General features: G+C 34.1%; 25 protein-coding genes. 17 read left to right on the forward strand and 8 right to left on the reverse strand.

The genetic code is table 11. The annotated features are described in order from the left end of the window. The first annotated feature begins 49 nt into the window (after window positions 1-49). The 9 genes from RM542_RS01715 (at window position 50) to RM542_RS01755 (ending at window position 9807) form a co-directional block, all read left to right on the forward strand. Window positions 50-1636, forward strand: coding sequence for a SulP family inorganic anion transporter (locus RM542_RS01715; protein ID WP_311383979.1), 1587 nt, complete (start codon window positions 50-52; stop codon window positions 1634-1636). Between the two features lie 4 nt (window positions 1637-1640). Beyond that, window positions 1641-2267 carry a carbonic anhydrase family protein gene (locus tag RM542_RS01720; RefSeq protein WP_311383980.1) on the forward strand — a complete coding sequence of 209 codons (627 nt, stop codon included), beginning with the start codon at window positions 1641-1643 and terminating at the stop codon, window positions 2265-2267. 108 nt (window positions 2268-2375) lie between these two features. Further along, complete coding sequence (locus RM542_RS01725; RefSeq protein ID WP_311383981.1) at window positions 2376-4229, forward strand: SulP family inorganic anion transporter; 1854 nt, start codon at window positions 2376-2378, stop codon at window positions 4227-4229. 91 nt (window positions 4230-4320) lie between these two features. Beyond that, window positions 4321-5340: a phenylalanine--tRNA ligase subunit alpha gene (pheS, locus tag RM542_RS01730; protein WP_311383982.1), complete on the forward strand. Its 1020-nt coding sequence runs from the start codon at window positions 4321-4323 to the stop codon at window positions 5338-5340. A gap of 9 nt (window positions 5341-5349) precedes the next feature. Further along, window positions 5350-5745: a hypothetical protein gene (locus tag RM542_RS01735; protein ID WP_311383983.1), complete on the forward strand. Its 396-nt coding sequence runs from the start codon at window positions 5350-5352 to the stop codon at window positions 5743-5745. Window positions 5746-5893: 148 nt separating this feature from the next. After that, window positions 5894-7087: a histidinol-phosphate transaminase gene (locus RM542_RS01740; protein ID WP_311383984.1), complete on the forward strand. Its 1194-nt coding sequence runs from the start codon at window positions 5894-5896 to the stop codon at window positions 7085-7087. Between the two features lie 4 nt (window positions 7088-7091). Then, window positions 7092-8225: a permease gene (locus RM542_RS01745; protein WP_311383985.1), complete on the forward strand. Its 1134-nt coding sequence runs from the start codon at window positions 7092-7094 to the stop codon at window positions 8223-8225. A gap of 78 nt (window positions 8226-8303) precedes the next feature. After that, the gene (locus RM542_RS01750; protein WP_311383986.1) at window positions 8304-9059 is read left to right on the forward strand and encodes a DUF6090 family protein; all 756 of its coding nucleotides are present in this window, start codon (window positions 8304-8306) and stop codon (window positions 9057-9059) included. Then, window positions 9052-9807, forward strand: a complete 756-nt coding sequence (locus RM542_RS01755; RefSeq protein WP_311383987.1) for a DUF6090 family protein — start codon at window positions 9052-9054, stop codon at window positions 9805-9807. Before RM542_RS01750 ends, RM542_RS01755 begins: the two co-directional genes overlap by 8 nt. A 20-nt stretch (window positions 9808-9827) precedes the next feature. Here RM542_RS01755 and RM542_RS01760 read toward each other — a convergent pair whose 3' ends face one another. After that, window positions 9828-10301: a CYTH domain-containing protein gene (locus tag RM542_RS01760; RefSeq protein WP_311383988.1), complete on the reverse strand. Its 474-nt coding sequence runs from the start codon at window positions 10299-10301 to the stop codon at window positions 9828-9830. A gap of 27 nt (window positions 10302-10328) precedes the next feature. Here RM542_RS01760 and dinB point away from each other — a divergent pair, with 27 nt between their 5' ends. Continuing rightward, entirely contained in the window at window positions 10329-11435 is a 1107-nt protein-coding gene (gene dinB / locus RM542_RS01765) for a DNA polymerase IV (RefSeq protein WP_311383989.1), read from the forward strand. A 4-nt stretch (window positions 11436-11439) separates the two neighbouring features. Here dinB and RM542_RS01770 read toward each other — a convergent pair whose 3' ends face one another. Continuing rightward, window positions 11440-11892: a small multi-drug export protein gene (locus tag RM542_RS01770; protein ID WP_311383990.1), complete on the reverse strand. Its 453-nt coding sequence runs from the start codon at window positions 11890-11892 to the stop codon at window positions 11440-11442. A gap of 181 nt (window positions 11893-12073) precedes the next feature. Between RM542_RS01770 and RM542_RS01775 the strand changes: the two genes are divergently transcribed. Further along, a complete protein-coding gene (locus tag RM542_RS01775; protein ID WP_311383991.1) occupies window positions 12074-12652 on the forward strand; it encodes a TetR/AcrR family transcriptional regulator in 579 nt (192 codons plus the stop codon). Between the two features lie 274 nt (window positions 12653-12926). Next, window positions 12927-13448: a PAS domain-containing protein gene (locus RM542_RS01780; RefSeq protein ID WP_311383992.1), complete on the forward strand. Its 522-nt coding sequence runs from the start codon at window positions 12927-12929 to the stop codon at window positions 13446-13448. On the opposite strand, the gene pyk is transcribed toward RM542_RS01780, so the two are convergent. The 5 genes from pyk to RM542_RS01805 form a co-directional block, all read right to left on the reverse strand. After that, the gene (gene pyk / locus RM542_RS01785) at window positions 13445-14887 is read right to left on the reverse strand and encodes a pyruvate kinase (protein ID WP_311383993.1); all 1443 of its coding nucleotides are present in this window, start codon (window positions 14885-14887) and stop codon (window positions 13445-13447) included. The genes RM542_RS01780 and pyk overlap by 4 nt on opposite strands. Before the next feature lie 2 nt (window positions 14888-14889). Continuing rightward, a complete protein-coding gene (locus RM542_RS01790; RefSeq protein ID WP_311383994.1) occupies window positions 14890-15351 on the reverse strand; it encodes an IPExxxVDY family protein in 462 nt (153 codons plus the stop codon). A gap of 113 nt (window positions 15352-15464) precedes the next feature. Next, window positions 15465-16202 carry a ribonuclease III gene (gene rnc / locus RM542_RS01795; RefSeq protein WP_311383995.1) on the reverse strand — a complete coding sequence of 246 codons (738 nt, stop codon included), beginning with the start codon at window positions 16200-16202 and terminating at the stop codon, window positions 15465-15467. A gap of 8 nt (window positions 16203-16210) precedes the next feature. After that, the gene (gene fabF, locus RM542_RS01800; RefSeq protein WP_311383996.1) at window positions 16211-17461 is read right to left on the reverse strand and encodes a beta-ketoacyl-ACP synthase II; all 1251 of its coding nucleotides are present in this window, start codon (window positions 17459-17461) and stop codon (window positions 16211-16213) included. Between the two features lie 101 nt (window positions 17462-17562). Beyond that, window positions 17563-17796: an acyl carrier protein gene (locus tag RM542_RS01805; protein ID WP_047247024.1), complete on the reverse strand. Its 234-nt coding sequence runs from the start codon at window positions 17794-17796 to the stop codon at window positions 17563-17565. A 156-nt stretch (window positions 17797-17952) separates the two neighbouring features. Between RM542_RS01805 and RM542_RS01810 the strand changes: the two genes are divergently transcribed. The 4 genes from RM542_RS01810 to RM542_RS01825 all read left to right on the forward strand — a co-directional run bounded on the left by RM542_RS01810 (window position 17953) and on the right by RM542_RS01825 (window position 22106). Beyond that, window positions 17953-18525 (forward strand): phosphoribosylglycinamide formyltransferase, encoded by a 573-nt coding sequence (locus RM542_RS01810; protein WP_311383997.1) that lies wholly within the window; start codon window positions 17953-17955, stop codon window positions 18523-18525. Beyond that, entirely contained in the window at window positions 18518-19153 is a 636-nt protein-coding gene (locus RM542_RS01815) for a ribonuclease H family protein (protein ID WP_311383998.1), read from the forward strand. Before RM542_RS01810 ends, RM542_RS01815 begins: the two co-directional genes overlap by 8 nt. A gap of 86 nt (window positions 19154-19239) precedes the next feature. Then, a complete protein-coding gene (locus RM542_RS01820) occupies window positions 19240-20166 on the forward strand; it encodes a PfkB family carbohydrate kinase (RefSeq protein WP_311383999.1) in 927 nt (308 codons plus the stop codon). Window positions 20167-20207: 41 nt separating this feature from the next. Next, a complete protein-coding gene (locus RM542_RS01825) occupies window positions 20208-22106 on the forward strand; it encodes an amidophosphoribosyltransferase (protein WP_311384000.1) in 1899 nt (632 codons plus the stop codon). Between the two features lie 656 nt (window positions 22107-22762). On the opposite strand, the gene RM542_RS01830 is transcribed toward RM542_RS01825, so the two are convergent. After that, window positions 22763-23371, reverse strand: a complete 609-nt coding sequence (locus tag RM542_RS01830; protein WP_311384001.1) for a superoxide dismutase — start codon at window positions 23369-23371, stop codon at window positions 22763-22765. A gap of 116 nt (window positions 23372-23487) precedes the next feature. Between RM542_RS01830 and RM542_RS01835 the strand changes: the two genes are divergently transcribed. Beyond that, window positions 23488-26607, forward strand: coding sequence for a UvrD-helicase domain-containing protein (locus tag RM542_RS01835; RefSeq protein WP_311384002.1), 3120 nt, complete (start codon window positions 23488-23490; stop codon window positions 26605-26607). The last annotated feature ends 2 nt before the right edge of the window (window positions 26608-26609 follow it).

Raw genomic sequence — 26609 nt, forward strand, 5'->3', positions numbered from 1 at the left:
AATTGTCTTCAAAAAGTTAAACAGCTAAGAAGACTAAAAACTATTTCACATGTTTAAGAATTTAAAGAACGACTTGCCCGCTAGTATCGTGGTATTTTTTGTAGCACTCCCCTTATGTTTGGGTATTGCATTAGCGAGTGGCGCTCCACTTTTTTCAGGTTTAATTGCTGGAATTATCGGTGGTATTTTTGTTGGATCACTTAGTGGTTCGCATATCGGCGTGAGCGGACCAGCGGCTGGTTTGGCGGCTATAGTTTTAGCGGCTATAGCATCTTTAGGTTACGAAAATTTTTTAGTAGCAGTAGTTTTAGGAGGTGTTATTCAGTTATTGTTTGGTATTCTTCGCCTTGGAATAATTGGCTATTATTTTCCTTCTTCTGTCATTAAAGGAATGCTAACAGGTATCGGAATTATAATTATATTAAAACAAATTCCATATTTCTTCGGGTATGATAAAGATCCTGAAGGCGACTTCGCATTTTTTCAAATAGATGGAGAAAACACATTCTCAGAAATATTTAATACTATCAGTGGTATTATAAGCGGTAATTATAGTCTCGGTGCAACAGTAATTGCTTTAATTGCCATGATTATACTTATTTTGTGGAGTAATGTCCTTTCTAAAAAGGGAAGAATATTTCAACTAATTCAAGGGCCACTAGTCGCTGTTGTAGTTGGTATTCTGTTTTATGTCTTTACAAAAGATAGTTCTTTTGTAATAACTGATGATCATTTAGTTGCCGTACCTGTACCAGATAGCTTTAATAGTTTTATTGGTCAATTTAGTTTTCCTGCTTTTAGCGCAATTACTAAAATAGAAGTTTGGATAGCAGGTTTTACAATAGCTTTAGTGGCCAGTTTAGAAACACTGTTATGTGTTGAAGCGACAGATAAATTGGACCCACAAAAAAGAGTTACTCCTACGAATAGAGAATTACTAGCTCAAGGTGCCGGAAATATAGTTTCTGGTTTAATTGGTGGTATTCCAATTACTCAAGTAATCGTTCGTAGCTCAGCGAATATACAATCAGGTGGAAAAACAAAACTTTCCGCCATTGTTCACGGATTTTTCTTACTCATTTCGGTAATGTTAATTCCATCATTGCTTAACATGATTCCTTTATCTGTGCTTGCAGCAGTATTGTTTATTGTTGGTTACAAACTAGCTAAACCACAGTTATTTAAAACCATGTGGAAATTAGGTTGGAAACAGTTTTTGCCCTTTATTGTTACCGTTTTAGTAATAGTATTTAAAGACCTTCTTTGGGGTATTGGTATCGGTTTAGTTGTTGGTATTGTGGTTATTTTAATTAAGAGCTACCAGAACTCACACTTTTTACATATTGAAGAGAATAATGATGGAAGCAAATTTAAAATGACTTTAGCTGAAGAAGTAACCTTCTTTAATAAAGGGGCTATCATTAAAGAGTTAGACCGTTTACCTGATGGTTCTTATTTAGAATTAGATGTGCGAAAAACGCGTTATTTAGACAACGATATCATTGAAATTTTAGAAGACTTTTCATTTAAAGCTAAAGAAAGAGACATTGATATTAAATTAGTCTCTGAGAGAGGTATTGTAGAAAACCCTCCTAGTTATATTGAATTTTTTAATTTAAGAAAGAAAACAGCATAATATTATGATAACACAAACACAAGAAACACAAGCTGTAATGACACCAGATGCTGCAATAACTCTTCTAAAAGAAGGCAATGCGCGTTTTGTTGAGAAAAAAATGACCAGCCGAGATTTAATAACACAAGTGAAACAAACAACTTCAGGTCAATATCCTTTTGCAACAGTTTTAAGTTGTATTGATTCAAGAGTATCTGCAGAACTTGTTTTTGACCAAGGTGTTGGTGATATTTTTAGCGCTAGAGTTGCAGGAAATATTGTAAACGAAGATATTTTAGGTAGTATGGAGTTTGCCTGTAAACTTGCTGGTACAAAACTAATTGTTGTCTTAGGCCATACAAGCTGTGGTGCAGTTAAAGGCGCTTGTGATGACGCTAAAATGGGTAATCTAACTACTTTGCTTCATAAGATTAAACCAGCAGTTAGAGCAGTTAATGAACCTTCTGATGATACTCAACGAAATTCAAAGAATCTTGATTTTGTGAATGCAGTTGCCAATAAAAACATTCATTTAACAATAGAAGACATACGAAGCCTGAGCCCTGTCCTTAAAGATATGGAAGATAATGGTGAAATTTCCATTGTTGGTGCTATGTACGATATTGCTGATGGCAGGGTGCATTTTCTATAATTGGTAAGCAAATATTATAAAAAGGTCAATGATGAATCATCATTGACCTTTTTTGTTCCCGCAAAATAAGTATCTTGGATTCTGAATCTTATAAAATTAATTGACCCTATGTTTAAGCATATAAAAGGAGATATTTTTGGAGGAATTACTGCTGGTATTGTTGCTCTGCCCTTGGCACTAGCATTTGGTGTGAGTTCAGGTCTTGGCCCAAGCGCTGGTCTTTACGGTGCCATTTTTATAGGATTTTTTGCCGCGTTGTTTGGAGGAACAAACACTCAAATTTCTGGTCCAACTGCTCCGATGACGGCCGTAAGTATGATTGTAATCGCAGGTATTATCGCCACTAATGACGGTGATGTGAGTAAGGCCTTGCCTGCCATTTTAACTGTCTTCTTATTGGCTGGTATTATGCAAATTGGGCTTGGTATTCTTGGGCTTGGCACCTACATAAAATATATTCCCTATCCTGTTGTGTCTGGCTTTATGACAGCCATTGGCGTTATTATTCTTATTACGCAAATTTTACCAACGGTAGGGTACTATCCAAAAGAAGATGTTGAATATGTCTCTACATTTAAGGAAAGTGCAAAAGAAAAAATTCTTGAAAATATCTTAAAAGAAGAGCAAGGGAAATCTGTTTTAACCTTGAAAAATTTTGAAGAAGCCATTAATAAAGGTGAAAAAACAACTCAAGCCGAAATTTTAAAAGAAGCCCAAACATTAGCTGCTAATAATGCCTCAGGTGTTTTAGGTACTTTTAAAGTTTTAGGGCGCGCATTTAAAAACATTAATTGGCTAGAACTAATTTTGGCTTTTGGAACTATAATTATAATTTATGGTTTTAAAAGAATTACTACAGCAGTACCTAGTACTCTTGTAGCCTTACTTGTAATGTCTGGAATTGCATATGGATTTCAATTAAATTATCGGCCAATAGAAGAAATCCCAAGTGGGTTGCCAATTCCTAATCTCGAGATTATTACCGCATTCGATATTAGTTCAATAACACCTTATATATTTACAGCATTAACCCTCGCACTTTTAGGGGCCATCGATTCATTACTAACGTCGGTAATAGCGGATAATATGACCCAAACCAAGCATAAACCTAACAAAGAATTAATTGGTCAGGGGCTTGGTAATAGCATTGCAGCCATTTTTGGCGGAATCCCAGGTGCTGGTGCAACTATCAGAACTGTTGTAAATATCAAATCAGGCGGCAAAACAAAACTTTCTGGAATGATTGCCGGCGTTTTGTTGTTAGTTGTTCTTCTTGCTTTAGGACCTATTGCTTCAAAAATTCCTGCTGCGGTTCTAGCAGGTATTTTGATAACTGTTGGTATTGGTGTAATGGATTACAAAGGACTAAAAGCCATTCCTTATCTACCAAAAGATATCAAAATCGGACCATTAAAACTCAGTTCTGAGGTTATCATAATGCTGGTTGTTATGGTGTTGTCTTCTATATGGAATTTAGTATACGCGGTAGGTATAGGGCTTGTTTTGGCTTCATTAACTTTTATGAAAAAGATAGGAGACTTAACTGCAAAAAATTCAGATGTCAAACCTTTAGCTGAAGAAGCTTGGCCAGATGAAAATGAATTTCCTAAAAATTTAAAAGAAGAAGTCTTTATAAAACATATTAAAGGACCATTATTTTTTGGATCAACCAGCGAATTTCAGCAATTGGCTGAACAAATTCCTAATAGTGGATCTACAATTATAATAAGACTTGGTCGCATGCCATATATAGATCAGTCTGGGCTTTATGCTATGGAAGATGTGCTTCATGATTTAAAAAGTCAAAATAAAACGGTACTATTCGTAAAGGTTTTAGATCAACCAAAATATATGATGGAGCGAATTGATATTATCCCTGACTTAATACCTAAAGAACATATTTTTGAAGATTTTGATACTTGCCTTTCATGGGTTTTAACCAATGTTAAAGATGTAGTATAACTTTATTTATAATCGCTTTTATCAAGAAGGACATACCTTAAGGTTTCTTCAAAGACAATTCACTAAATTTGCCGGCACAAAGTAGCTAATCATGATTGACACCCTTAAGGAGCATCTGGCCATCGTTGAACAATTCAATAGTACCTCTAAAGATGAAATTGAAGCTTTTAGAATTAAGTACTTAGGAAAAAAAGGGCTGCTCAATGAGTATTTTGCTGAATTCAAGAACGTGCCTAATGAGCAGAAAAAGGAGTTCGGGCAAGTCATCAATCAATTAAAAAGTACTGCTGCAGAAAAGGTAAATTCTCTAAAAGAAAATCTTGAAAATCAATCTGAATCTTCAGGACAATTTGGCGATTTAACAAGACCTGGAGACCCTATTGAAATTGGGGCTAGACATCCAATTTCGATTGTCAAAAATCAAATTATTGATATTTTTTCTAGAATAGGTTTCAATGTTTCAGAAGGTCCTGAAATTGAAGATGACTGGCATAACTTTACCGCTTTAAATTTACCTGAATACCATCCAGCACGTGATATGCAGGATACTTTCTTTATTCAAACAGATCCTGATATTTTGTTACGTACACACACTTCTTCCGTTCAAGTGCGCTATATGGAAAACAACCAACCACCTATTCGTACAATTTCACCAGGCAGGGTCTATCGTAACGAGGCGATATCAGCTAGATCACATTGCTTTTTTCATCAGGTAGAAGGTTTATACGTTGATAAAAATGTTTCTTTTGCCGATTTAAAACAAACATTACAATATTTTACCTCTGAGATGTTCGGTAAGTCTAAAATTAGACTTCGCCCTTCTTATTTCCCGTTCACAGAGCCTAGCGCGGAAGTAGATGTTTATTGGGGTTTGGAAACAGAGACTGACTATAAAATGACCAAAGGCACAGGCTGGCTAGAAATTATGGGTTGTGGTATGGTTGACCCGAACGTTTTAACTAATTGTGGCATTGACCCAGAGATATACTCTGGATTTGCATTTGGCATGGGTATAGATCGTATTGCCCTTTTACTTCATCAAATATCTGATATTCGTTTATTAAGCGAAAATGATATTCGTTTTTTAGAGCAATTTAAAAACGCCTTATAGTTTTCGATTATGAAAAAGGATATTGAAATTCCTATAGTCAAGGATGTTTATGTTGCCGTTGCTCATGAATGGAATAAAGAATTTCTATCTAAAGACTGGAACGCTTACATCATAAATAATCGAAATACTTCAATAGAAATGGCGCTAGTGGTGTCAAAAGGATACGAGGGAGATGTTAAAACTTCAACCATGCGTTATGCTTTCGGCGAAGTTAAGGCCAAAGGCTTTGAAAAAATTGAGATGATTACTGAAGACATACTCAGCTTAAATAATGAATTTTATCTTACCTATTATGCTGATAACAAGCTGTATGAAAAACGGTTTGTTTTTGAGAAAAATACCGTTTCAGAAAATAATTTAGTACGTATACCGCTTTTAGAAATGGAAGGTGTTTTTGCTAAATAATTTCGTTTAAACATTTGAAATTAATAATTATTATAGCTTAAAAATACATATATCATATTTTAACCCCTTGATTTTTATCGTTTTACCATAGGATTTATTGACAGCTACTTCTAATTTAGAGACATAGCTAATTCAAAAAACTATTCCTATGAGAACTACCCGATTAAACCGAAGAGACTGGTTAAAAAAAGGAATGCTTACCGCAGGTGGAGTTATGGCAGCACCCTACTTCAGCTTTGCCGAAACTTCAACAGCTCCTTTGCAACTTGATCAAAATGGGGACGCTATTTATAGCCCCTTTTTTAAAGAATATTTGCCGAAAAATTTTAGAGAATTCCCTGTATTAGAAGCTAAGCTTAATGCTAATGAAAACCCATATGGGCCATCACCTATGGCATTAGATGCGTTAAAAAATTCCGCTTCTGGCGGCAATCGTTATGCATGGAAAGAACTTTTTCAATTAGTGGACAAAATTGCAAAATTTGAAGGCGTTACTTCTAAGAATATCATGATGGGCCCTGGTTCATCCGATCTTTTAGAAAAAACTGCAATGGTACTTTTCATGAATGGGGGTAATGTTGTTTCAGCTGACCCAGCATATATGTCATTAATTCGGGTTGCAGAAGCTGCTGGCGGTAGTTGGAAACCCGTACCACTAAAAGATGACTGGTCTCATGATTTAAAGGCCATGGAAGCAGCTATTGACGAAGAAACAAAATTAGTTTACATCTGTAACCCTAATAACCCTACGGGTACCATAACAGATTCAAAAGAGCTTCTTGATTTTTGTTCAAGAGTTTCTGAAAAAGTACCGGTCTTTGTTGACGAAGCGTATTTATGGTTTTTAGATGATGGCGCTAAGAAAAGTATGGTATCATTAATCAATGAAGGTAAAGACGTTATTATCGCCAGAACGTTCTCGAAGATTCACGGTATGGCAGGTTTAAGAGTAGGTTATGCAGTTGCTCAAGAAGCAACCTTAGATAAATTACAAAAAATAACAAGAGCTGGAATGGGAATCTCGTATCCATCTGTTTACGCAGCTATGGGTGCCATGGACGATGCGGAATTCATTGAAAGTTCAAGACTAAAGAACACGGCCTGTCGAGAATATGTTTATGCTGAACTTACCAAAATGGGCATTGAATATGTTCCATCTCATACCAGTTTTATGATTTTCCCTATTGAAATGGAAGGGAAAGAATTTTTGAAAAAGATGACCGATTTAAAAGTAGGTGTTCGAGCATTTAATTTTATGGGTAAAAATTGGTGTCGTGTAAGTATGGGTACTATGGATGAAATGAAACTTTTTACGGATGCATTAGGTAAAGTCATCGTTTAGTCAAATGGATATTAGTTTTCAAAAAACGATAGTTTTCTTATTTTTCATCTTCATTGGTTTTTTACTCAAAGCTAAGTTTAAATCAAAGGAAGAGGTAACTGGTATCAAAAAGATTATTTTAAATCTTGCGCTTCCTGCTACCATTTTTATAGCCCTTTTGGGTGTTCAGATTGAATTGAATTTGTTGTTGTTACCCCTTTTGGCACTTGGGCTTAACCTGCTTTTATTTTTGATTTTTCCTTTAGTATTGCCCCTTTTAGGAATTAAAAAAAATACTTCAGAATTTAGAACCGCCAGATTGCTGGTACCATCATTGGCACCCGGTTTATCATGTTTTCCATTTATTCTAGAATTTTTAGGAGAAGATTATTTGGCCAAAGCTGCAATGGCAGATTTAGGTAATAAAGTCTTTGTTTTGGTCATTTTATACTTAGTTGCTATGAATTGGTACTTAAGATTGCATGACAAAAAACAAAAAGGTGGTTCTTCCAAAATAGGTTCATTACTTAAGGCCATGATTTCTGAACCCGTAAACATCTTTATTGCCGTCGCCTTAGTGTTATTAGGTTTTGGCCTAAATATGAATTCATTACCATTTGTAATAAGTGAAACTCTTGAGAAATTGAGCTTGATAATGACCCCTTTAGTACTTCTATTTATTGGGCTGGCTGTAAAAATTAAAAGAAAACAATTCGTTCAAATCTTTTCTTTATTGTCTTTAAGAGCTGGCTTAGTATTCATGATATGCGGCCTTTTTGTTCTACTTACCGGTTTACGAGCACAAAATGAAATATTACTATTACTTGCATTTGGACTAAGCGCCTGTAGTTTTTGGCCTTTTGCACATATTTCAGCTATTGATACCCTAGAAAAAGAAGGCAAAGCAAAAAAGAAAACCTTTCATAACAATTATGCTATTAGCATACTTGCAATGTCCTTTCCCTTATCCACCTTACTTATTTTGGGGGTATTAAATACAGGTACGGTTGTAACTGTTCTACCTAATATTTTTCTTATTGCTGTTATTTTAGGTGTTTTAGGATTTTCAGTAGCATTATTTTCTTGGTTAAAGAAAAGCCTAAAAAAGCAAAAACTGTTGAACCCTAAACTAGATTCAGCAAGAGCAGAGCACATCTAATCAATTTTTAGAAGTATTTGATTAACTTTCAAGAAGTTATCAATCTAAAACCTCTAGCCATAGTTGGCTATCTCTTTCATGTTTAAATTTTTTCGCCGCATTCGACAAAACGTAATTTCAGAAGGTAAAACTGGCAAATATCTAACATATGCCTTTGGGGAAATTGTGCTTGTAGTTATTGGTATTTTAATTGCATTGCAGATTAATAACTGGAATGAGGAACGAAAGACTACTGAACAACTTCATGGCTATTTAAGCGGCTTGAGTAAAAACATACAATCAGACACCCTAAAAATTAATCAGGTTAAGGCTCTTAGAATACGTCAAAACATTGCTGCAGCAGACTATATAAATTATACTTACCTAGATTCTATGCCTATGAACTTAGTGCCGCGAATAGTTCGGATACTTGGGGAACAATATTTAAATGTCAATCAATCTGGTTTTGATGCACTAAAAAGCTCTGGGTATATCGCTAACCTGAAAGGTAAACGGCTAGAAGATGCCATTTTCGATTATTACGCCTATTTTGAAGAAATACATGAAAGTGAAATAAGCTTAAACAACTTCATAGAAAATATGGAAGCAGGGCTCTATGATGTAAGCTATAAAGACATCGTAATGGTTTATAAAGTTTTTGGAAGTTCTAAAGCACCACACGAATTCTCAAAAAAAGACCAAGAAAAAGCCTTAGAGCAAATTTATCAAAACTCAAAAATGCTTGGTATCATGCAACGAGTTGCCACTGAAAAATATTTTTATGTTTATGACAGCCTAAAAATAAAAGGGCAAAGAATTGTAAAATTGATTGAAGAAGAAAAAACCAATGATTAAATTCTTTAGAAAAATTCGTCAAAACCTCCTTTTAGAGGGTAAAACTACCAAATACTTTAAATATGCAGTTGGTGAAATAGTACTAGTTGTCATTGGCATTTTGATTGCTTTGCAGATAAACAATTGGAATGAAAGCCGAATACAGGATAAACAGGAATTAAAATTATTACAACAACTAAGAGCAGATCTTTATGAAAATGAAAATGAACTTCAGATTTTAATAAAAAAGGTGAGGGTAAATGGTTGGGCTATGGATAGCTTACTTGTTCGTCTTAATGAAAAAAATTACGATAAATCTATTTCCGTTTATACCGCATTAATACATCGGAAGAGCTTTTTTAATAATTCAAACTCTGGTTATAAATTATTGGGTAATGGAATGGCAAAAATAATTTCAAATGACAGCTTGCTCAATGGTATTCTATCACTTTATGAAAAAGACTTTGCCAATATAAAAACGAGAGAGAATATTATGAATAACAAAATTGAAAATAAACTATATCCTCTAACAAACCAATTGTTTAAAATAAACCCTAATTTATCTATTCGCTTAAAAGAGTTTGATGTCGTTGCAACCGAAGTTTATAGTCCAATAAATTATGAACTATTAAGCGTTAATCACGAGTATTTAAATAATCTCTTGCAATTAAATAATACTTTTAAAACAAGACGCTCATATTTAAAAATAACAGAAAAAAGACTGGCTAATGTTCTTAAAATACTTGATACGGAATTAAACAAACATTAATTTTAAGTAATAAGTATAAGCTACCAATTAATAAAAGATTTTTTAGTTAACTGTGAGTTATAGTATTTTATTTGCCCAGTTACCTCATCACCCAACCAATCTGGTTTATCAAAGCGTTCATCTTCATTTTGTAATTCTACTTCAGCAACTACTAATCCTTCGTTCTCCCCTAAAAACTCATCTATTTCAAAAAGATGCTCACCAGCGGGCACCTCAAAACGTATTTTTTCTAGAATTCCAGGTTCGCATAAATCAATAAGATTTGTAGCATCATTAAAACTAATTTCTTTTTCCCATTCAAAACGTGTAGTGCCAGATTCGTTTCCTTTTCCTTTTATAGTTAAGTACCCCTTATTGCCTTTTATTCGAACCCGTACCGTTCTCTCTGGCGCAGTATTTAAAAAGCCTTGCACTATTCTAGTTTCTGAAGTTGCATCTTTTTTATAAGCGTCAGATACTACCAAAAACTTACGTTCTATTTCTAAATGTTCCATCAAACTAAATATACCCTAAATTTGAGTATGGAATTTGATTTTCCATTACGAAAAATCATTCATGTTGATATGGACGCCTTTTATGCTTCAGTAGAACAGCATGATAATCCTGAGCTCAAAGGCAAGCCCATTGCAGTTGGTGGGGGCTCAAAACGTGGCGTAGTTTCAGCCGCTAGTTATGAAGCGCGTAAATTTGGTGTACGAAGCGCTATGAGCGGTTATATTGCACAGCGTAATTGCCCAGATTTGATTTTTGTAAAACCACGTTATGAAAGGTATATTGAAATTTCAAAACAAGTTCGAAAAGTCTTTTTTGAATATACTGACCTAGTAGAACCATTATCCCTAGACGAGGCTTATTTAGACGTTACTAAAAACAAAAAAGGAAACCCTTCCGCAACTTTAATCGCTAAGGAAATTCGACAAAAAATACTAGATGAGACTGGTCTAACAGCCTCAGCTGGAATTTCAATTAACAAGTTCATAGCCAAAATAGCAAGTGATCACAACAAACCCAACGGTCAAAAAACTGTTAACCCCGAGGAAGTAATTCAATTTTTAGAAGATTTAGACATTCGTAAATTTTATGGCGTAGGTAAGGTAACTGCGGAAAAAATGTACAAACTGGGCATCTTTACTGGAAATGATTTAAAAACCAAATCCTTGGACTTTCTTGATGAGAATTTTGGTAAAAGTGGTAGCTACTACTACGATGTAGTTAGAGGAAAACATTTAAGCGAAGTTAAACCAGATCGCATACCTAAATCGGTAGGAGCGGAACGCACTTTTAGCGAAAATTTGAGTAGTGAAATTTTTATGCTCGAACGTTTAGAACATATTGCAAATGAGTTAGAACGTCGACTTTTAAAATCTAATATTGCGGGAAAAACAATTACCCTTAAAATCAAGTACAGCGATTTTACACTCCAAACACGTAGTAAAACCCTACCCTATTTTATTACCGAGAAAGCCTTGATTCTTGAGACAGCAAAAGAGTTACTTTACCAACAAGAACTACAAAACTCTGTTCGTCTATTAGGTATTTCATTAGCAAACCTGAATACAGAAGACAAAAAAATTAAAAAATCAGATGACCTAAAAAAGCTCTTGGTGCAGTTAAAATTTGACTTTTAAAAAACTACATAGACTTAACGGAAACCGTTAAAGCCCATATAATTATGGAAGAAAAGAAAATACCAATAGCATTAGCTATAAATGCCTTTTTTCTTTCAATTCTAAACAAGTATGATGCAATACTTCCTGCATAGACTCCTGTTCCGGGTAAAGGAATCATGACGAACAATGCTAGACCTAATACTCCAAATCGTTGAATTTTATCACCAGTACCTGTCTTAGCTCTTTTTGCAACCCATAAAGCCACTTTTTTATAAGGTCTCCATCGTACAAGACCTTTATTGATATTATCTAAAAAATACATCATTATTGGAAAGACCAATAAATTGGCCAAAAAACAGGTGATAAAAACAAGATAGCTATTCACTCCTTGAGCAATACCATATGGAATACCAACCTTGGATTCACCAAACGGTGAAATACTCCAAAGAATGGCCGTTATCAATTCTAATATCACTGTAACAATTTTTTTGCAAAACTATAGTTGAAAAAATAATTTTGAGCCAATAAAACGCTAATTCTAACTAAAGATTTTATAGAATCCCCATTTAACTACAGTTTTTTACTAACCACCGTTAGTTTTAGATTGAATATGGAAAATTTGTTTATTGACTGACCAGTCGGTTTATATTTGTAGTATGCAAAAAAGTAATATCAAAGAACACATCATTACCGTAGCGAGTAAACTGTTCTATACAAATGGTTACAACGCAACAGGTATTAACGAAATTATTGCAAAATCTGAAATTGCAAAAGCCACCTTGTATCATCATTTTAAATCAAAAGAAGATGTATGTGTAGCTTACCTTGAAGTGCGTCACCTTAAATTTATGGACGACTTAAAAAATTATATTTCAGATAAAAATGAAGGAAAACAAAAACTAGTTGGCATTTTTGATTTTTTAAGAGATTTATATAGACAAGGTGACTTCCATGGTTGTTGGGGCATTAAAACTCTGGGTGAACTACCTCCAGAAAATGAAAAAATAGTTTCGGTAATTCAACGACAGAAAAAAGAACTCCTCTTATTTTTAGGTGAAATAGTGGGTGACACAATTGCTAACATTTCATTAGCAGAAACAGAAAAAATATCAGGTGGACTATATTTACTTTATGAAGGGGCTATTACTGAGAGTCATTTGCACAGAAATGATTGGCCTATACATTTAGCAAAAAGTATTGCACCTTCAATTTTTGCTGAATCAAAATTGAAATAAGAAATATCAAATTCGAAAGTGTCAAAGTGTTAGTTTTTGTTTTTGTTTTTGTTTTTGTTTTTGTTTTTGTTTTTAACAACCTTAAAAATAGCTTCATTAACCCTCTTGAAATACTGAGTTCTTACTGATTTATTGGTGTTTATGGCCTTTAAGTCAAAAAATTCTGTTCATACTTACACGGTTTTAATACCCATTTAGCCCAAATTATTTCAACAGAACTGTTAATGATTGTTACAAACTTTTTCAAAATGCTAAATTTTTATAGTATTGAATAATGAAAGAGTTACAACATTACGATAAGGCGGCATATAATTTCTACTCTAAGCAGGGTGTTTTAAATCTACCTGTCTCTGGTTGGGATGTATTTTCGAAGTATTTCCAAAAAATGTGTGATAACCTAAGTGACTTGGGAATATTGAAGTCACTTTCTGAACAAAAGACCTGGGAGAATAAATTTCCATTCGAAAAAGAAATTATTCAAAAGGAACATATTATTGTTGTTACTGATGCGCAACTAAATATTGTACATGCGACTAAGAATATTTTTCATATGAATGGCTACACACCTGATGAAATAAAAGGTCTAAAACCAAAAATGTTCCAAGGCGAAAAAACCTGTAAAGAAACTGCCTCAAATATCGCAAAAGCTGTTAAAAATGAGCAGCCTTTTGAAGCGGTAATTTTGAACTATCGCAAAGATGGTTCAACCTACAACTGCTGGATTAAGGGTGCGCCTATTCGCAACAAAAAAGGCAAAGTAGTAAACTTTATTGCTTTTGAAAGAGAAGTTGCTTAGAAATTACTTGTCTCGATTTCTGTAACCCTCAATGTATTTACCATTCCTTTTTCTTTCATAGGCATTGCCGCTAAACTAATAAGCATATCACCATTCTGTAAAAACCCTTTTTTTAATGCAATTTGGTTTACATCTTCGATAGTCTCATCTGTTGATACGTATTTGTCATAATAGAATGCCTTAACACCCCAAAGCAAATTCAATTGTGTTAATATTCTTCTATTAGAAGTAAAAACTAGAATATGAGCGCTAGGTCGCCAAGCCGAAATTTGAAAAGCCGTATACCCACTATTTGTTAATGTCGAAATCGCTTTGGCTTGAATTTCATTGGCCATTAATGCAGCATGATAACAAACCGACTTCGTGATATATCTTTTTGTTTTAATATGAGGTGGTGTCTGAGGCACATTAATTAAACTAGATCCCTCAACACTTGATAAAATACTTGTCATTTTCTCAATCACTTGAACTGGGTAATTACCCACAGAAGTTTCCCCAGATAGCATAACAGCATCAGCCCCATCCATTACAGAATTAGCAACGTCGTTTACCTCAGCCCTTGTTGGTGTTAAACTTGTAATCATGGTCTCCATCATTTGGGTAGCAATAATTACAGGTATTCTAGCCTTTTTGGCTCTTAAAACCAATTGTTTTTGAATTAAAGGAACCTCATGAGCAGGTACTTCAACTCCCAAATCACCTCTGGCAACCATCAAACCATCACAATAAGCAACAATCTTATCTATATTCTCTACAGCCTCAGGCTTTTCTATCTTCGCAATGATTGGAATTTTGTGCTCTGAATGTTCTTTAATTAAATTTTGAAGATCTATCAAATCTTGGCTAAATCTAACAAAAGAAAGTGCGATCCAATCTACATTTTGACCAACAGCAAAAATGGCGTCTTTTATATCCTTCTCTGTTAAGGCTGGTAAAGAAATATTAGTATTGGGTAAGTTGACACCTTTTTTAGATTTTAAAGGCCCACCTTGAATAACCTTAGCCTTTACTTCATTCTCACCATTGGTAGAAACTACCTCGAACATCAATTTTCCATCGTCTAAAAGTATATTTTCTCCAGCCTTTACATCCCTAGGAAATGCTGCATAGTTCATATATACCTTTTCAGCATTGCCTTCAAATGGTTCTCCTGTTACAAAAAGAATTTCATCGCCAGGCGCAACCACCACTTCACCACCCATTACACCAACTCTTAATTTTGGTCCTTGTAAATCAGCCAAAATTGCGGTGCTCATTTGCATCTCTTCATTCAACTCACGAATCATTTTAATCCGCTCAGTAACATCATCATAACTAGCGTGTGAAAAATTAATTCTAAACACATCCACTCCTGCCAGTATCATTTCTTTTAAAACTTCCTTTTTACTGGTAGCTGGGCCGAGAGTTGCAACAATTTTAGTTTTCTTCTTAGTTGGCATTATTAAAAAATTAGGTTTTTCTTTGATTTTAAACTCCTTACATCAATATCGTAAGCAGTGACTACTTTTGGTATCTTTTTAATTGATGAAACCACCTCATTCAATGAATAATTTTCATCGACATCAATTTTTAAAAAGTAATCAACTTCTTTTCGTTCTTCAATTAGGTAGTGTGTTCTTTCTTCACTTTCCTCTTCAAAAAAACCAAAAGATTCGGTTCTTTCTATTCTCTTGATTGTGTTACTAACCAAGGTCCAATTGGTGTCATTACTATCGTCTTTCCATTCAAAAATTGGAAACGAAAAATCAGCAACGTCCAAGTCTTGTTCGCTTCTTTCTAATTTTAATTGTACAACCTTATTAATGCCATAAGCCATTGCGTAATCTCTCAAGCTACAATGCAATGCAATGAGCTTAAAAGTATCATCATATAACTCTGCAGCTATCTTATGAGTTGTTACCATCAAATTAATGCGAATTGTAAATATAGTTCTAATCCTTAAACCAGCCTAGTGTATGGAATGGTTTAGAAAATATGAAGGGCACGAAAACGTTGGAGTTTACCGTTTCTTAACGATTAATGACTTTCGATTTTGTGCTGAAGAGCAAAGTAGGCTCTTTTTGAAGCTTTTTCTTCTGCCTTCTTTTTTGAAGTAGCTCGTGCTTTTGCTAATATCTTTTCGCCAATGGTTAATTTAACTGCAAAATGTTTTAAAACATCATTGCCTGTATCTTCATAAACATCATAATGAAAACTCTTTTTTTGCTTTTGGCACCATTCAATTACCAAACTTTTATAGCTGATGACTTTACCTTCTAATTGTTCTATGTCAACATAAGGCTCAATAACCCTAGATTGAATAAATTTTTCGCAGAAAGTATAACCGCGGTCCAAATAAATAGCACCAACCAAGGCCTCAAAAACATTACCATGAATATTTTCTCCAAAATGTGATTTTGGAATCCTACTCTCCACATAATTTAATAAGCCTAAGTCTTTTCCCAGTTCGTTTAAATGTTTTCTGCTAACAATTTTAGACCTCATTTTGGTAAGATAACCCTCATCTCCCTCAGGAACACTACTGTATAGATGTCTAGAAATAATAGTGCCGAGCATGGCATCGCCTAAAAACTCTAAACGTTCATAGTTCATAGGATTACCTTCTTGATCACGTTTGTTCATGGAACGATGTAAAAAGGCTTTCTTATAGACTTCAATATTCTTAGGCTTAAAACCCAAAATACGTTTAATGCCTAAAAAAAAATCCCCATCCTGTTTAGGATGGGAATTAAATATTTTAGGAGAAAACTTCATCTATTAAATTAACTAAGTTTTTTAAATAAAACACAAGCATTGTGCCCTCCAAAACCAAAAGTATTGCTCATAGCAACATTTACTTCTCGTTTCTGAGCTTTATTCAATGTCAAATTTAATAATGGATCAATATTTTCATCAATTACACTGTGATTTATGGTTGGCGGTACTAGGCTATGTTCCATAGCTAAGATTGATGCAATTGCTTCAATTGCACCAGCCGCTCCTAATAAATGACCAGTCATTGATTTAGTAGAATTAATATTAATATTCGCTGCATGTTCACCAAATACCTTAGATATCGCTTTAAGTTCAGCGACATCACCTAATGGAGTTGATGTGCCATGTGTATTGATAGCATCAACATCTGAAGCTTTTAAGCCAGCATTTTCTAAGCAATTCTCCATCACCTTGACTACACCTATACCTTCAGGATGTGGTGCTGTCATATGATAAGCATCACTCGAAAGACCACCACCTAAAACCTCAGCATAAATTTTTGCGCCTCTGGCCTTAGCATGCTCATATTCTTCTAATACCAAAGCTCCAGCACCTTCACCTAAAACAAAACCGTCTCTAGTTGCATCAAATGGTCTTGACGCAGTTTCAGGGCTTTCATTTCTAGTTGATAGTGCATGCATGGCATTAAATCCACCCATACCAGCAATGGTTACTGCCGCTTCACTGCCACCAGTCACAACAACGTTACAATGGCCTAATCGAATATAATTCAAGGCATTAATTGTTGCATTCGCAGATGATGCACAAGCAGAAACAGTCGTATAATTTGGCCCCATAAAGCCATGTTTGATAGAGATATTACCTGGAGCAATATCTGCAATCATTTTTGGTATAAAGAAAGGATTGAACCTTGGAGTGCCATCACCAGCAGCAAAATTCAATACCTCATTTTGGAAAGTTTCTAAACCTCCAATACCAGCTCCCCATACTACACCTACTTTAAATTTATCAATTTTATCTAAGTCTAGCCCAGAGTCAAGAATTGCTTCATCAGAAGATACCAATGCATATTGTGCAAAACGGTCTAGCTTCCTAGCTTCCTTTCTATCGAAAAAATTTAAGGGATCGTAATTTTTAAGCTCGCAGGCAAATTTTGTTTTAAACTTTTCTGTATCGTAATATGTAATGGGAGCAGAACCGCTTTTTCCGTTCTTAAGTGCATCCCAATAGGTTTTGATATCGTTCCCGATCGGTGTCAGAGCACCTAGACCGGTAACTACAACTCGCTTTAACTGCATAGAACTAATTTTTAACCTATTTACGCTTGAATTTAAAAAAAATTATCCATGTGGAAGATTACCACATGGATAATTGTTAATCTTTAGTAAGATAACATAAATTACTTTGCTTCTTCTATATAGCTTATTGCTTGACCAACAGTAGCAATGTTCTCCGCTTGATCATCTGGAATTTGAATATCGAATTCTTTTTCAAATTCCATAATAAGTTCAACAGTATCCAATGAATCAGCGCCTAAATCGTTGGTAAAACTTGCTTCAGAAACAACTTCATTTTCATCAACACCTAGTTTATCAACGATGATAGCTTTTACTCTTGATGCAATGTCTGACATAATAATATCGGTTTTAAAATTTAATCTCGGCAAAAATATAAAACTTTGGATTAAAACCATCATTTGTCGATAAAATGTGCTGTAAATTACTGTTTTACCCATCTTAGGCTTAATTTAGACCCCTAGAAAAATGATAAAACCGTCTTTAAAAACACAATGAATAGAATAGTTATACTTGCTTCAGGTTCTGGTTCCAACGCAGAGAATATCATTAATTATTTTGAAAAAACTATCAAAACTAAAGTTGTTTGCGTACTAACTAATAAAGTATCTGCCGGCGTAATTGATCGTTGTAATAGACTAAAAGTACCTTGTTTATCTTTTAATAAAGCCGCTTTTATTGAAAATGAAACCGTTCTTTCAGTTTTAAAGTCGCTAAAACCTTCTCTTATCGTTTTAGCTGGTTTTCTTTGGAAAATCCCCGAAAACTTGATTTTAAGTTTTCCTGATAAAATTATAAACATTCATCCCTCACTTCTTCCTAAATATGGTGGAAAAGGTATGTATGGCGATTATGTTCACGAAGCCGTTAAACTCAATAACGAAACTGAAACCGGTATAACCATTCACTATGTGAATAATAAATACGATGATGGAACCGTCATTTTTCAGAAATCAACTCAGATTTCAATGTCTGATTCCGCTAGTGATATTGCAAGTAAAGTACATGCTTTGGAATACGAGCATTTTCCAAAAATAATTGAACAATTGCTAGAAGCTCATGGCTAAAAAACAAAAATTTTATGTGGTTTGGAAGGGCAAGCATACTGGTATTTTTGAATCTTGGGACGATTGTAAAGCTCAAATTGAAGGAATAAAAGGAGCTCAGTATAAGTCATTTTCAACTTTCGTTGAAGCCAAAAAGGCGTTTAACAGTAATTACTTAGAATACAAAGGAAAAAGTAAAGGCAAGTCAGAATTAACACCTGAAGAATTATTGAGAATAGGTGAACCCAACATGAACTCTATCTCAGTTGACGCAGCCTCAAGTGGCAATCCAGGTGTAATGGAATATCAAGGTGTTGATACAAAAACAAAAAAGCAATTATTCAAACAAGGGCCTTTTGATGAAGGCACTAATAATATTGGTGAGTTTTTGGCTTTAGTCCATGGATTGGCCTTTTTAAAACAACAGAATAGCAAGCGAATTATTTACTCTGACTCTAGAATAGCTATTGGATGGGTGCAAAAGAAAAAATGTAAAACGAATTTAAAACCTAGCTCGAAAAGTACTGCTGTTTTTAAATTGATTCAACGAGCTGAGAATTGGTTAAAAAATAACGACTACAATACGCCAATTGTTAAATGGGAAACCAAAGCTTGGGGTGAAATTCCTGCAGATTTTGGAAGAAAATAGCTCAAGAACTGTTCGGTTTATTTTTAAAAAATCACTCCTTATTTTATGTATAATTTACGGTATATTTGCAGCAAAATTCCAAGTTAATGGGTAAGCTTTTGATTGTTGGTACACTTGCCTTCGATGCTATTGAATCTCCTTTCGGAAAAACGGACAAAATTTTAGGTGGAGCGGCAACTTTTATAGGTTTAGCAGCATCCAAATTTCAAGTTGACTCGGCCATTGTTTCTGTAGTTGGAGATGACTTTCCGCAGGAATACCTTGATTTATTGACTAATAGAAATATTGATATTTCAGGAGTTGAAATTGTACAGGGTGGTAAAACCTTTTTTTGGAGCGGTAAGTATCATAATGATATGAATACCCGCGATACACTTGTAACAGAATTAAACACCTTAGCAGATTTTAATCCTATAGTTCCAGAAGATTATAAAAATGCTGATATTGTAATGCTCGGTAATTTGCATCCTTCAATTCAGATGGGTGTAATTAATCAATTGAGTACCCGACCAAAACTCATTGTTTTAGATACAATGAATTTTTGGATGGATAATGCGCTTGATGAACTTATTGAAGTGATAAAACATATTGATGTTATCACCATAAATGATGAAGAAGCAAGACAACTAACTGGTGAATACTCTTTAGTAACTGCAGCTGAAAAAATAAGTGCTATGGGTCCTAAATATGTGGTTATCAAAAAAGGTGAGCATGGTGCTTTACTTTTTGACGAAAAGAACATCTTTTTTGCTCCGGCTTTACCATTAAAAGAAGTTTTTGACCCTACAGGTGCTGGAGATACATTTGCTGGTGGCTTTTCTGGATATTTGGCAAGTACTGAAAATATTTCGTTTGAAAATATGAAAAATGCCATCATACATGGCTCTAATTTAGCTTCATTTTGTGTGGAGAAATTTGGAACAGAACGGATGCAATCGTTAAAAAAAGAAGAAGTTGAAGAAAGGCTCCATCAATTTAAAGCCTTGACACAATTTGATATTGAAATAAAATAACCCATGCCCTGAAAATTCAGGGCTTTTTTATTAGTTAGAACATGAGTGATGCTATAAAGCACGAATGTGGAATTTCGTTGATTCGATTATTAAAACCTCTTGAATATTATAAAGAGAAGTATGGTACCGCTTTTTACGGTGTAAATAAAATGTACCTAATGATGGAAAAACAGCATAATCGCGGCCAAGATGGTGCCGGTTTTGCAAGCATCAAGTTAGATATGGAGCCTGGGGAGCGATACATGAGCAGAGTAAGGTCTTCTCAACAACAACCGATTCAAGATATTTTTAAACAAATTAATGACCGTATAAATTCTGCCCTAGTTGATAGTCCTCAATTATGGGATGATGTTGCCCAACAAAAAAAGGAGATTCCATACATTGGTGAGCTATTATTGGGTCATGTTCGTTATGGTACTTTCGGTAAAAACAGTATAGAAAGCGTACATCCATTTTTAAGACAAAACAACTGGATGCATAGAAACCTCATTGTTGCAGGTAACTTTAATATGACCAATGTTGATGAGCTTTTTGGAAGCCTCATCGAACTAGGTCAGCACCCAAAAGAAATGGCCGATACCATTACAGTGATGGAAAAAATTGGTCACTTTCTAGATGATGCAGTAGCTAAACTCTACAAACAAATTAAAAAAGAAGGTTTTAATAAAAGAGAAGCTTCACCCATAATTGCTGAACGTTTGAACGTTGCCAAAGTTTTAAGGAAGGCAGCTAAAAACTGGGATGGTGGATATGCCATGGGAGGTTTACTAGGGCATGGTGATGCATTTTTACTTAGAGACCCCGCAGGTATTAGACCAAGTTATTATTACCAAGATGATGAGATTGTTGTAGTTGCTTCTGAAAGACCGGTAATTCAAACTGTTTTCAATGTGAAATATGAAGAGGTTAAAGAACTAGATCCTGGTAATGCGATTATTATAAAAAAGAATGGGAATGTATCTTTTGAAGAAATATTAACGCCAACGGAAAGGAAAGCCTGTTCATTTGAACGAATTTATTTTTCTCGTGGCAGTGATAAAGAGATTTATCGTGAACGCAAGATGCTTGGCAAACTGGTATTTCCTGAAATATTAAAAGCAATTGATGATAATCTAACAGATACCGTGTTCTCCTATATTCCTAATACAGCCGAGACTTCTTTTTTAGGTATGGTAAAAGAGGCTCAAAATTACCTCAACAATAAAAAAGAAGAACAAATATTAGCTTTAGGCAACACTATAACCAAAGAGCAGCTTCATAAAATATTAGATGTTCGTCCTCGTATTGAAAAGGTAGCAATAAAAGATGCTAAACTGCGAACTTTTATTACTCAAGACAGTAGTAGAGATGATTTAGTGGCACACGTTTATGACATTTCTTATGGCTCAGTAAAAAAGAATGACAATCTTGTTATTATAGACGATAGTATTGTTCGGGGAACTACACTTAAGAAAAGCATACTTCGAATGCTTGACAGACTAAACCCTAAGAAAATAGTAGTAGTTTCTTCCGCTCCTCAAATTAGATATCCGGATTGTTACGGTATTGATATGGCTAAACTAGAAGACTTTGTAGCATTTAAAGCCGCACTAGAGCTTCATAAAGATCATAACACCACTAATAAAATTGAAGAAATTTATCATAAGTGTGTACAACAAGTCAATTCGAAAGATAAAGATGTCATCAATTACGTAAAGGAATTCTATGAACCTTTCTCACAAGAAGAAATTTCTGATAAAATTGCTGAAATATTAAGTCCCAAATCCATTGGTGCCGAAGTAAAAGTTATTTATCAAACCATAGATAACTTACATATTGCATGCCCTAATAATCTTGGAGATTGGTACTTTACCGGAGATTATCCAACACCCGGAGGAAACCGTGTCGTCAATAGAGCTTTCATTAACTTTTTTGAGGGTAAAAACGAACGCGCATACTAAAATATGTATTTCATCCTATGGTGTATGCATTTCATCGATGAAAAATGCACTTTGACGTCTTTTTAACATTCCAGCCCTACAGCAATTTATATTAGTACTTGCCATAGCATAAGTAGGTTAAGTTCATGGTAAGATTTGGGGCAAAAAAGGTGGAGACTTCTCCACCTTTTTTATTTTATTGAATTTCTTCACCACTTGTACTCCTTTTCTTTAGCTTTTATAATCCGTTTTAGGTGTAATGGTATTTCAACCTAATAAAAGGACTTTTATCTAAAAGCTTTTACAGTGGAGAACTGTTAAGATACATTTGTAGAACCATAGCATAAGTAGGTTAAGTTCATGGTAAGATTTGGGGAAAGAAGGCGGACATTGTTCCGCCTTCTTTATGTTTGACTGCCAACGTATTATGCCCATTAAATGTTAAATTTTGGCATTTTCTAATTCTTTCGCGCTTTAAAAACTCATAAAATTTCTTTGTTATTTGCCACAATACCAGTAATTTAGTTTTGCCATAGCATAAGTAGGTTAAGTTTATGGTAAGATTTGGGACGAAAAGGGTGGAGGCTTCTCCACCCTTTTCTATTATTATATTTTGAGATTAAAACAAAAAAAGCGCAGCTAAACAACTGCGCTCTTAATTTTACAAAATATTGCTGCTATTTTCCGGCAGCATAGTTCTCAGCAACCTTATCCCAATTGATAACATTGAAAAAAGCAGAAATATAATCTGGTCTTCTATTTTGATAATTCAAGTAATAGGCATGTTCCCAAACATCTAAGCCTAATATTGGATGACCTTCGCACTCAATACCAGGCATAATAGGGTTGTCTTGATTAGCAGTTGAGCAAATCTCAAGCTTTCCTCCCTTATGAACACAAAGCCATGCCCAACCTGAACCAAATCTCGTACCTGCCGCAGCGGTAAACTTTTCTTTAAAACCATCAAGTGATCCAAAAGCATCATTAATAGCACTTGCAAGATCACCTTCTGGACTTCCACCACCATTTGGTGACATTACTTCCCAGAAAAGCGAGTGATTGTAAAAACCACCTCCATTATTTCTTACCGCACCATTACTCATGTCCATATTAGAAAGAATATCCATAATGTCTTTCCCTTCCAAATCTGTTCCTGAAATAGCACCATTCAATTTTGTTGTATATCCATTGTGATGCTTTGTATGATGTATCTCCATAGTACGAGCATCAATATGTGGTTCCAACGCATCATATGCGTACGGTAACTTAGGCAATTCAAAAGCCATAATTTTTATGTTTTTAGTTATTATTTCTGTTCATCAAAAATACTGTTTTAACAAACAAAATCGTCATAATATATGTTAACAAGATGGTAAGAATGCGTACTTTGCAATAAAACAATTTGAGTAACGTAGGCTTTAAAATTTATAATGCTTCTGCAGGTTCTGGTAAAACATACCAGCTTACCAAAAACTATCTTACACAAATACTTGCTCCAAAATCAAAATTAAAATATGCTCAACTTTTAGCCCTGACTTTTACCAATAAAGCAGTAGGTGAAATGAAAGAGCGTATTCTTCAAAGTCTTCATGAATTTAGCATGGACAATCTGCCAAAAAGCAGTCAGAGCCTTTTTGAAGACATTAAAAATCATTTAAATTTTAACTCTGAGCAACTTAGACAAAAGGCACAAAACACGTTAAAAGAGCTATTACATAATTACGCCTTTTTTGAGATTTCAACTATTGACAAGTTTAACCATAAAATAATTAGAACTTTTGCTAGAGATTTAAAAATAGCTCAAAACTTCGAGGTAGAACTTGATACGGATTCTTTACTAAACCAAGCTGTAGCCAGAGTTTTAAACCAAGCCGGAAGCAATAAAGAACTAACTGACTTTTTAATTGATTTTGTTATCGAAAAAATTGATGACAACAAAAGCTGGAATATTGCTTATGACCTTAATGAAATTGGCAAACTTTTGTTTAGAGAGCAACACATTCCTCATTTAAAAAAACTTACTACTAAAAATATTAGTGATTTTGTTGGGCTTAAAAAAAAGATAGCAACTGATATCAACACACAAAAAAATAGTGTCATAGAAAAAGCTAAAAAAAATTTAGAGCTAATCGCTGAAAGTGGTTTAGAGTTTGGAGATTTTTCTAGAAAATACTTTCCAAAATTCATGGAACAAATTAGCCAAGGTAATTTAGAAATTAACTTTGATGCTGGTTGGAAACAGAAATTTGAAACCACTCCACTCTATAACAAAAGTTGCCCAGAAAATATTAAAGCTATTATTGATGAATTACAATCAGAATTCTCTAAAAACTTTAACTATATAAAACACGCCTTTGAAAATATTTCGTTTCTGTCGAAGGCCTATAAAAAGATTGTTCCTTTAACGCTAATAAATGAAATATCTAAAGAATTAAAAAAAATACAAGAAGAGCAAAATCTATTAAATATCTCAGAATTCAACACTATCATCTCTAATGAGATAAAAAATCAGCCTGTCCCTTTTATCTATGAAAGATTAGGAGAAAAATATAGACACTATTTCATTGACGAATTTCAAGACACTTCGCAATTACAATGGGAAAATCTTATTCCATTAATTAGTAATGCTTTAGAAAGCGAAAATGAGCTGGGTCAAAAAGGCTCGCTTTTTTTGGTAGGTGATGTAAAGCAGGCCATTTATAGATGGCGCGGAGGAGAAGCCTCTCAATTTTTAAACCTGTCCTTGAAAACTGAAAAAGCTTTTGTAGTTGAACCTTCTGTTGAAAATCTTGGTAAAAATTGGAGAAGCGCCACAACACTTGTTGATTTTAATAATGATTTTTTCTCATTTATTGCCACAAAACTTAAGAATGATATATATCAACACTTATACGAAGAGGGAAATCAGCAAGAAAAAAATGACCAGTTAGGTGGTTTTATTGAGCTATCTTTTCTTGAAGAGGATAAAGAGATTGATGCTCACCCTCATAGCATTAAAACCCTTGAAAACATTAATGCCATTTTAAGTAAAGGGTATACTTATAAAGACATATGTATCTTGGTCCGAAGCAATAATCAAGGCGTTGTAATAGCCGATTTTCTCTCTAAAAACGAAATTCCGATAGTATCCGCAGAAGCTTTATTGCTAAAAAATTCAACAGAGGTAAATTTTCTTGTATCCTTAATGTACCTTATTGAGCAACCAGAAATTAAAGAACATCAATTTACCATTCTAGAATACCTAGCTAAAGATGAAACTATAAAACATGATTTCATATCAAAAAACATTGGACAATTTCCCATGTTTTTGAAGGACGTTTTTGATTTTAATATGGATGAAGCGAAACTAATGACACCTCTAGATATGGTTGAGGTCGCAATTTCAAAATTTGATTTGGCCCCTAATTCCAATGCGTATATCTCTTATTTCTTAGATGAAGTATTTGCTTTCGGAAAAAAACAAAACCTTTCAATTTTTGATTTTTTACAATTTTGGGAACGTAAAAAAAACAAGTTGTCTATCGCGGCACCTGATGATTTAGATGCGGTTAACATCATGACAATCCATAAATCTAAAGGATTAGAGTTCCCTTTTGTTATTATACCTTTTGCTGCAGCTAAGATTGATGAAAAAAGAAAGAGTAATGACCTATGGGTTCCGGTAAATGAAGAAGAATTTTATGGGTTCAATGAGCTCATGCTTAAAAACTCATCTGACCTTAAAGCTTTTTCTGAAGAGGCTGCGGTTATTTATAAGAATGAATCTGAAAATGCAGAATTAGACGATTTTAATGTGCTATATGTTTCTCTAACTAGAGCGATTAATGGCCTTTTTGTAATTACAGCTCCTCCAAGTAAAAACTCCAAAGGCGACAATAACATGTCTTATGCTTCCTTGTTTGCTGACTATTTAAAAGAAAAAGACTTTTGGAGTGAATCTCAGACCACCTATTCATTTGGCGAATTAACTGCGAACCATTCTTGTAAAACTGAGACGATACATCAATTGGCTATACCTTATATATATACTTCAAAAGATGATGCTCAATTTAACATGGTTACTTCAAAGTTTAAAAACCTAGAACCAAAACAAGAAAAGGCAATACATATTGGAAATTTATTACATCAAGCTTTAAGTCTAATTTATACGGAAGATGACATTGAATCCGTTCTTTCAAATTTTGTGAATAATGGTGAAATAAATCAGAAAGAACAATCTTATCTAGAAAGAACCTTGAACAAGGTAGTTACTCATGAATTACTAAATAAATTTTACACAAAGGGTTTAACAGTTTATAATGAAATTGAAATACTTAATCCTAACAAATCTTTAGTTAGACTAGATCGCTTGGTGATTGATGACATGAGTGCCTGCATTATTGATTATAAAACAGGAGAACCTCACACTTCACATAAAAAACAGTTAGATGATTATGAGGAGATTCTTTTAAAAATGGGGTACTTTGTAACTGACAAAATACTTGTCTATATAGATGAAAATATTAAACCAATATTTGTTTAATT

The sequence above is a fragment of the Croceitalea sp. P059 genome, from assembly GCF_031846365.1.
Lineage (GTDB): Bacteria > Bacteroidota > Bacteroidia > Flavobacteriales > Flavobacteriaceae > Croceitalea > Croceitalea vernalis.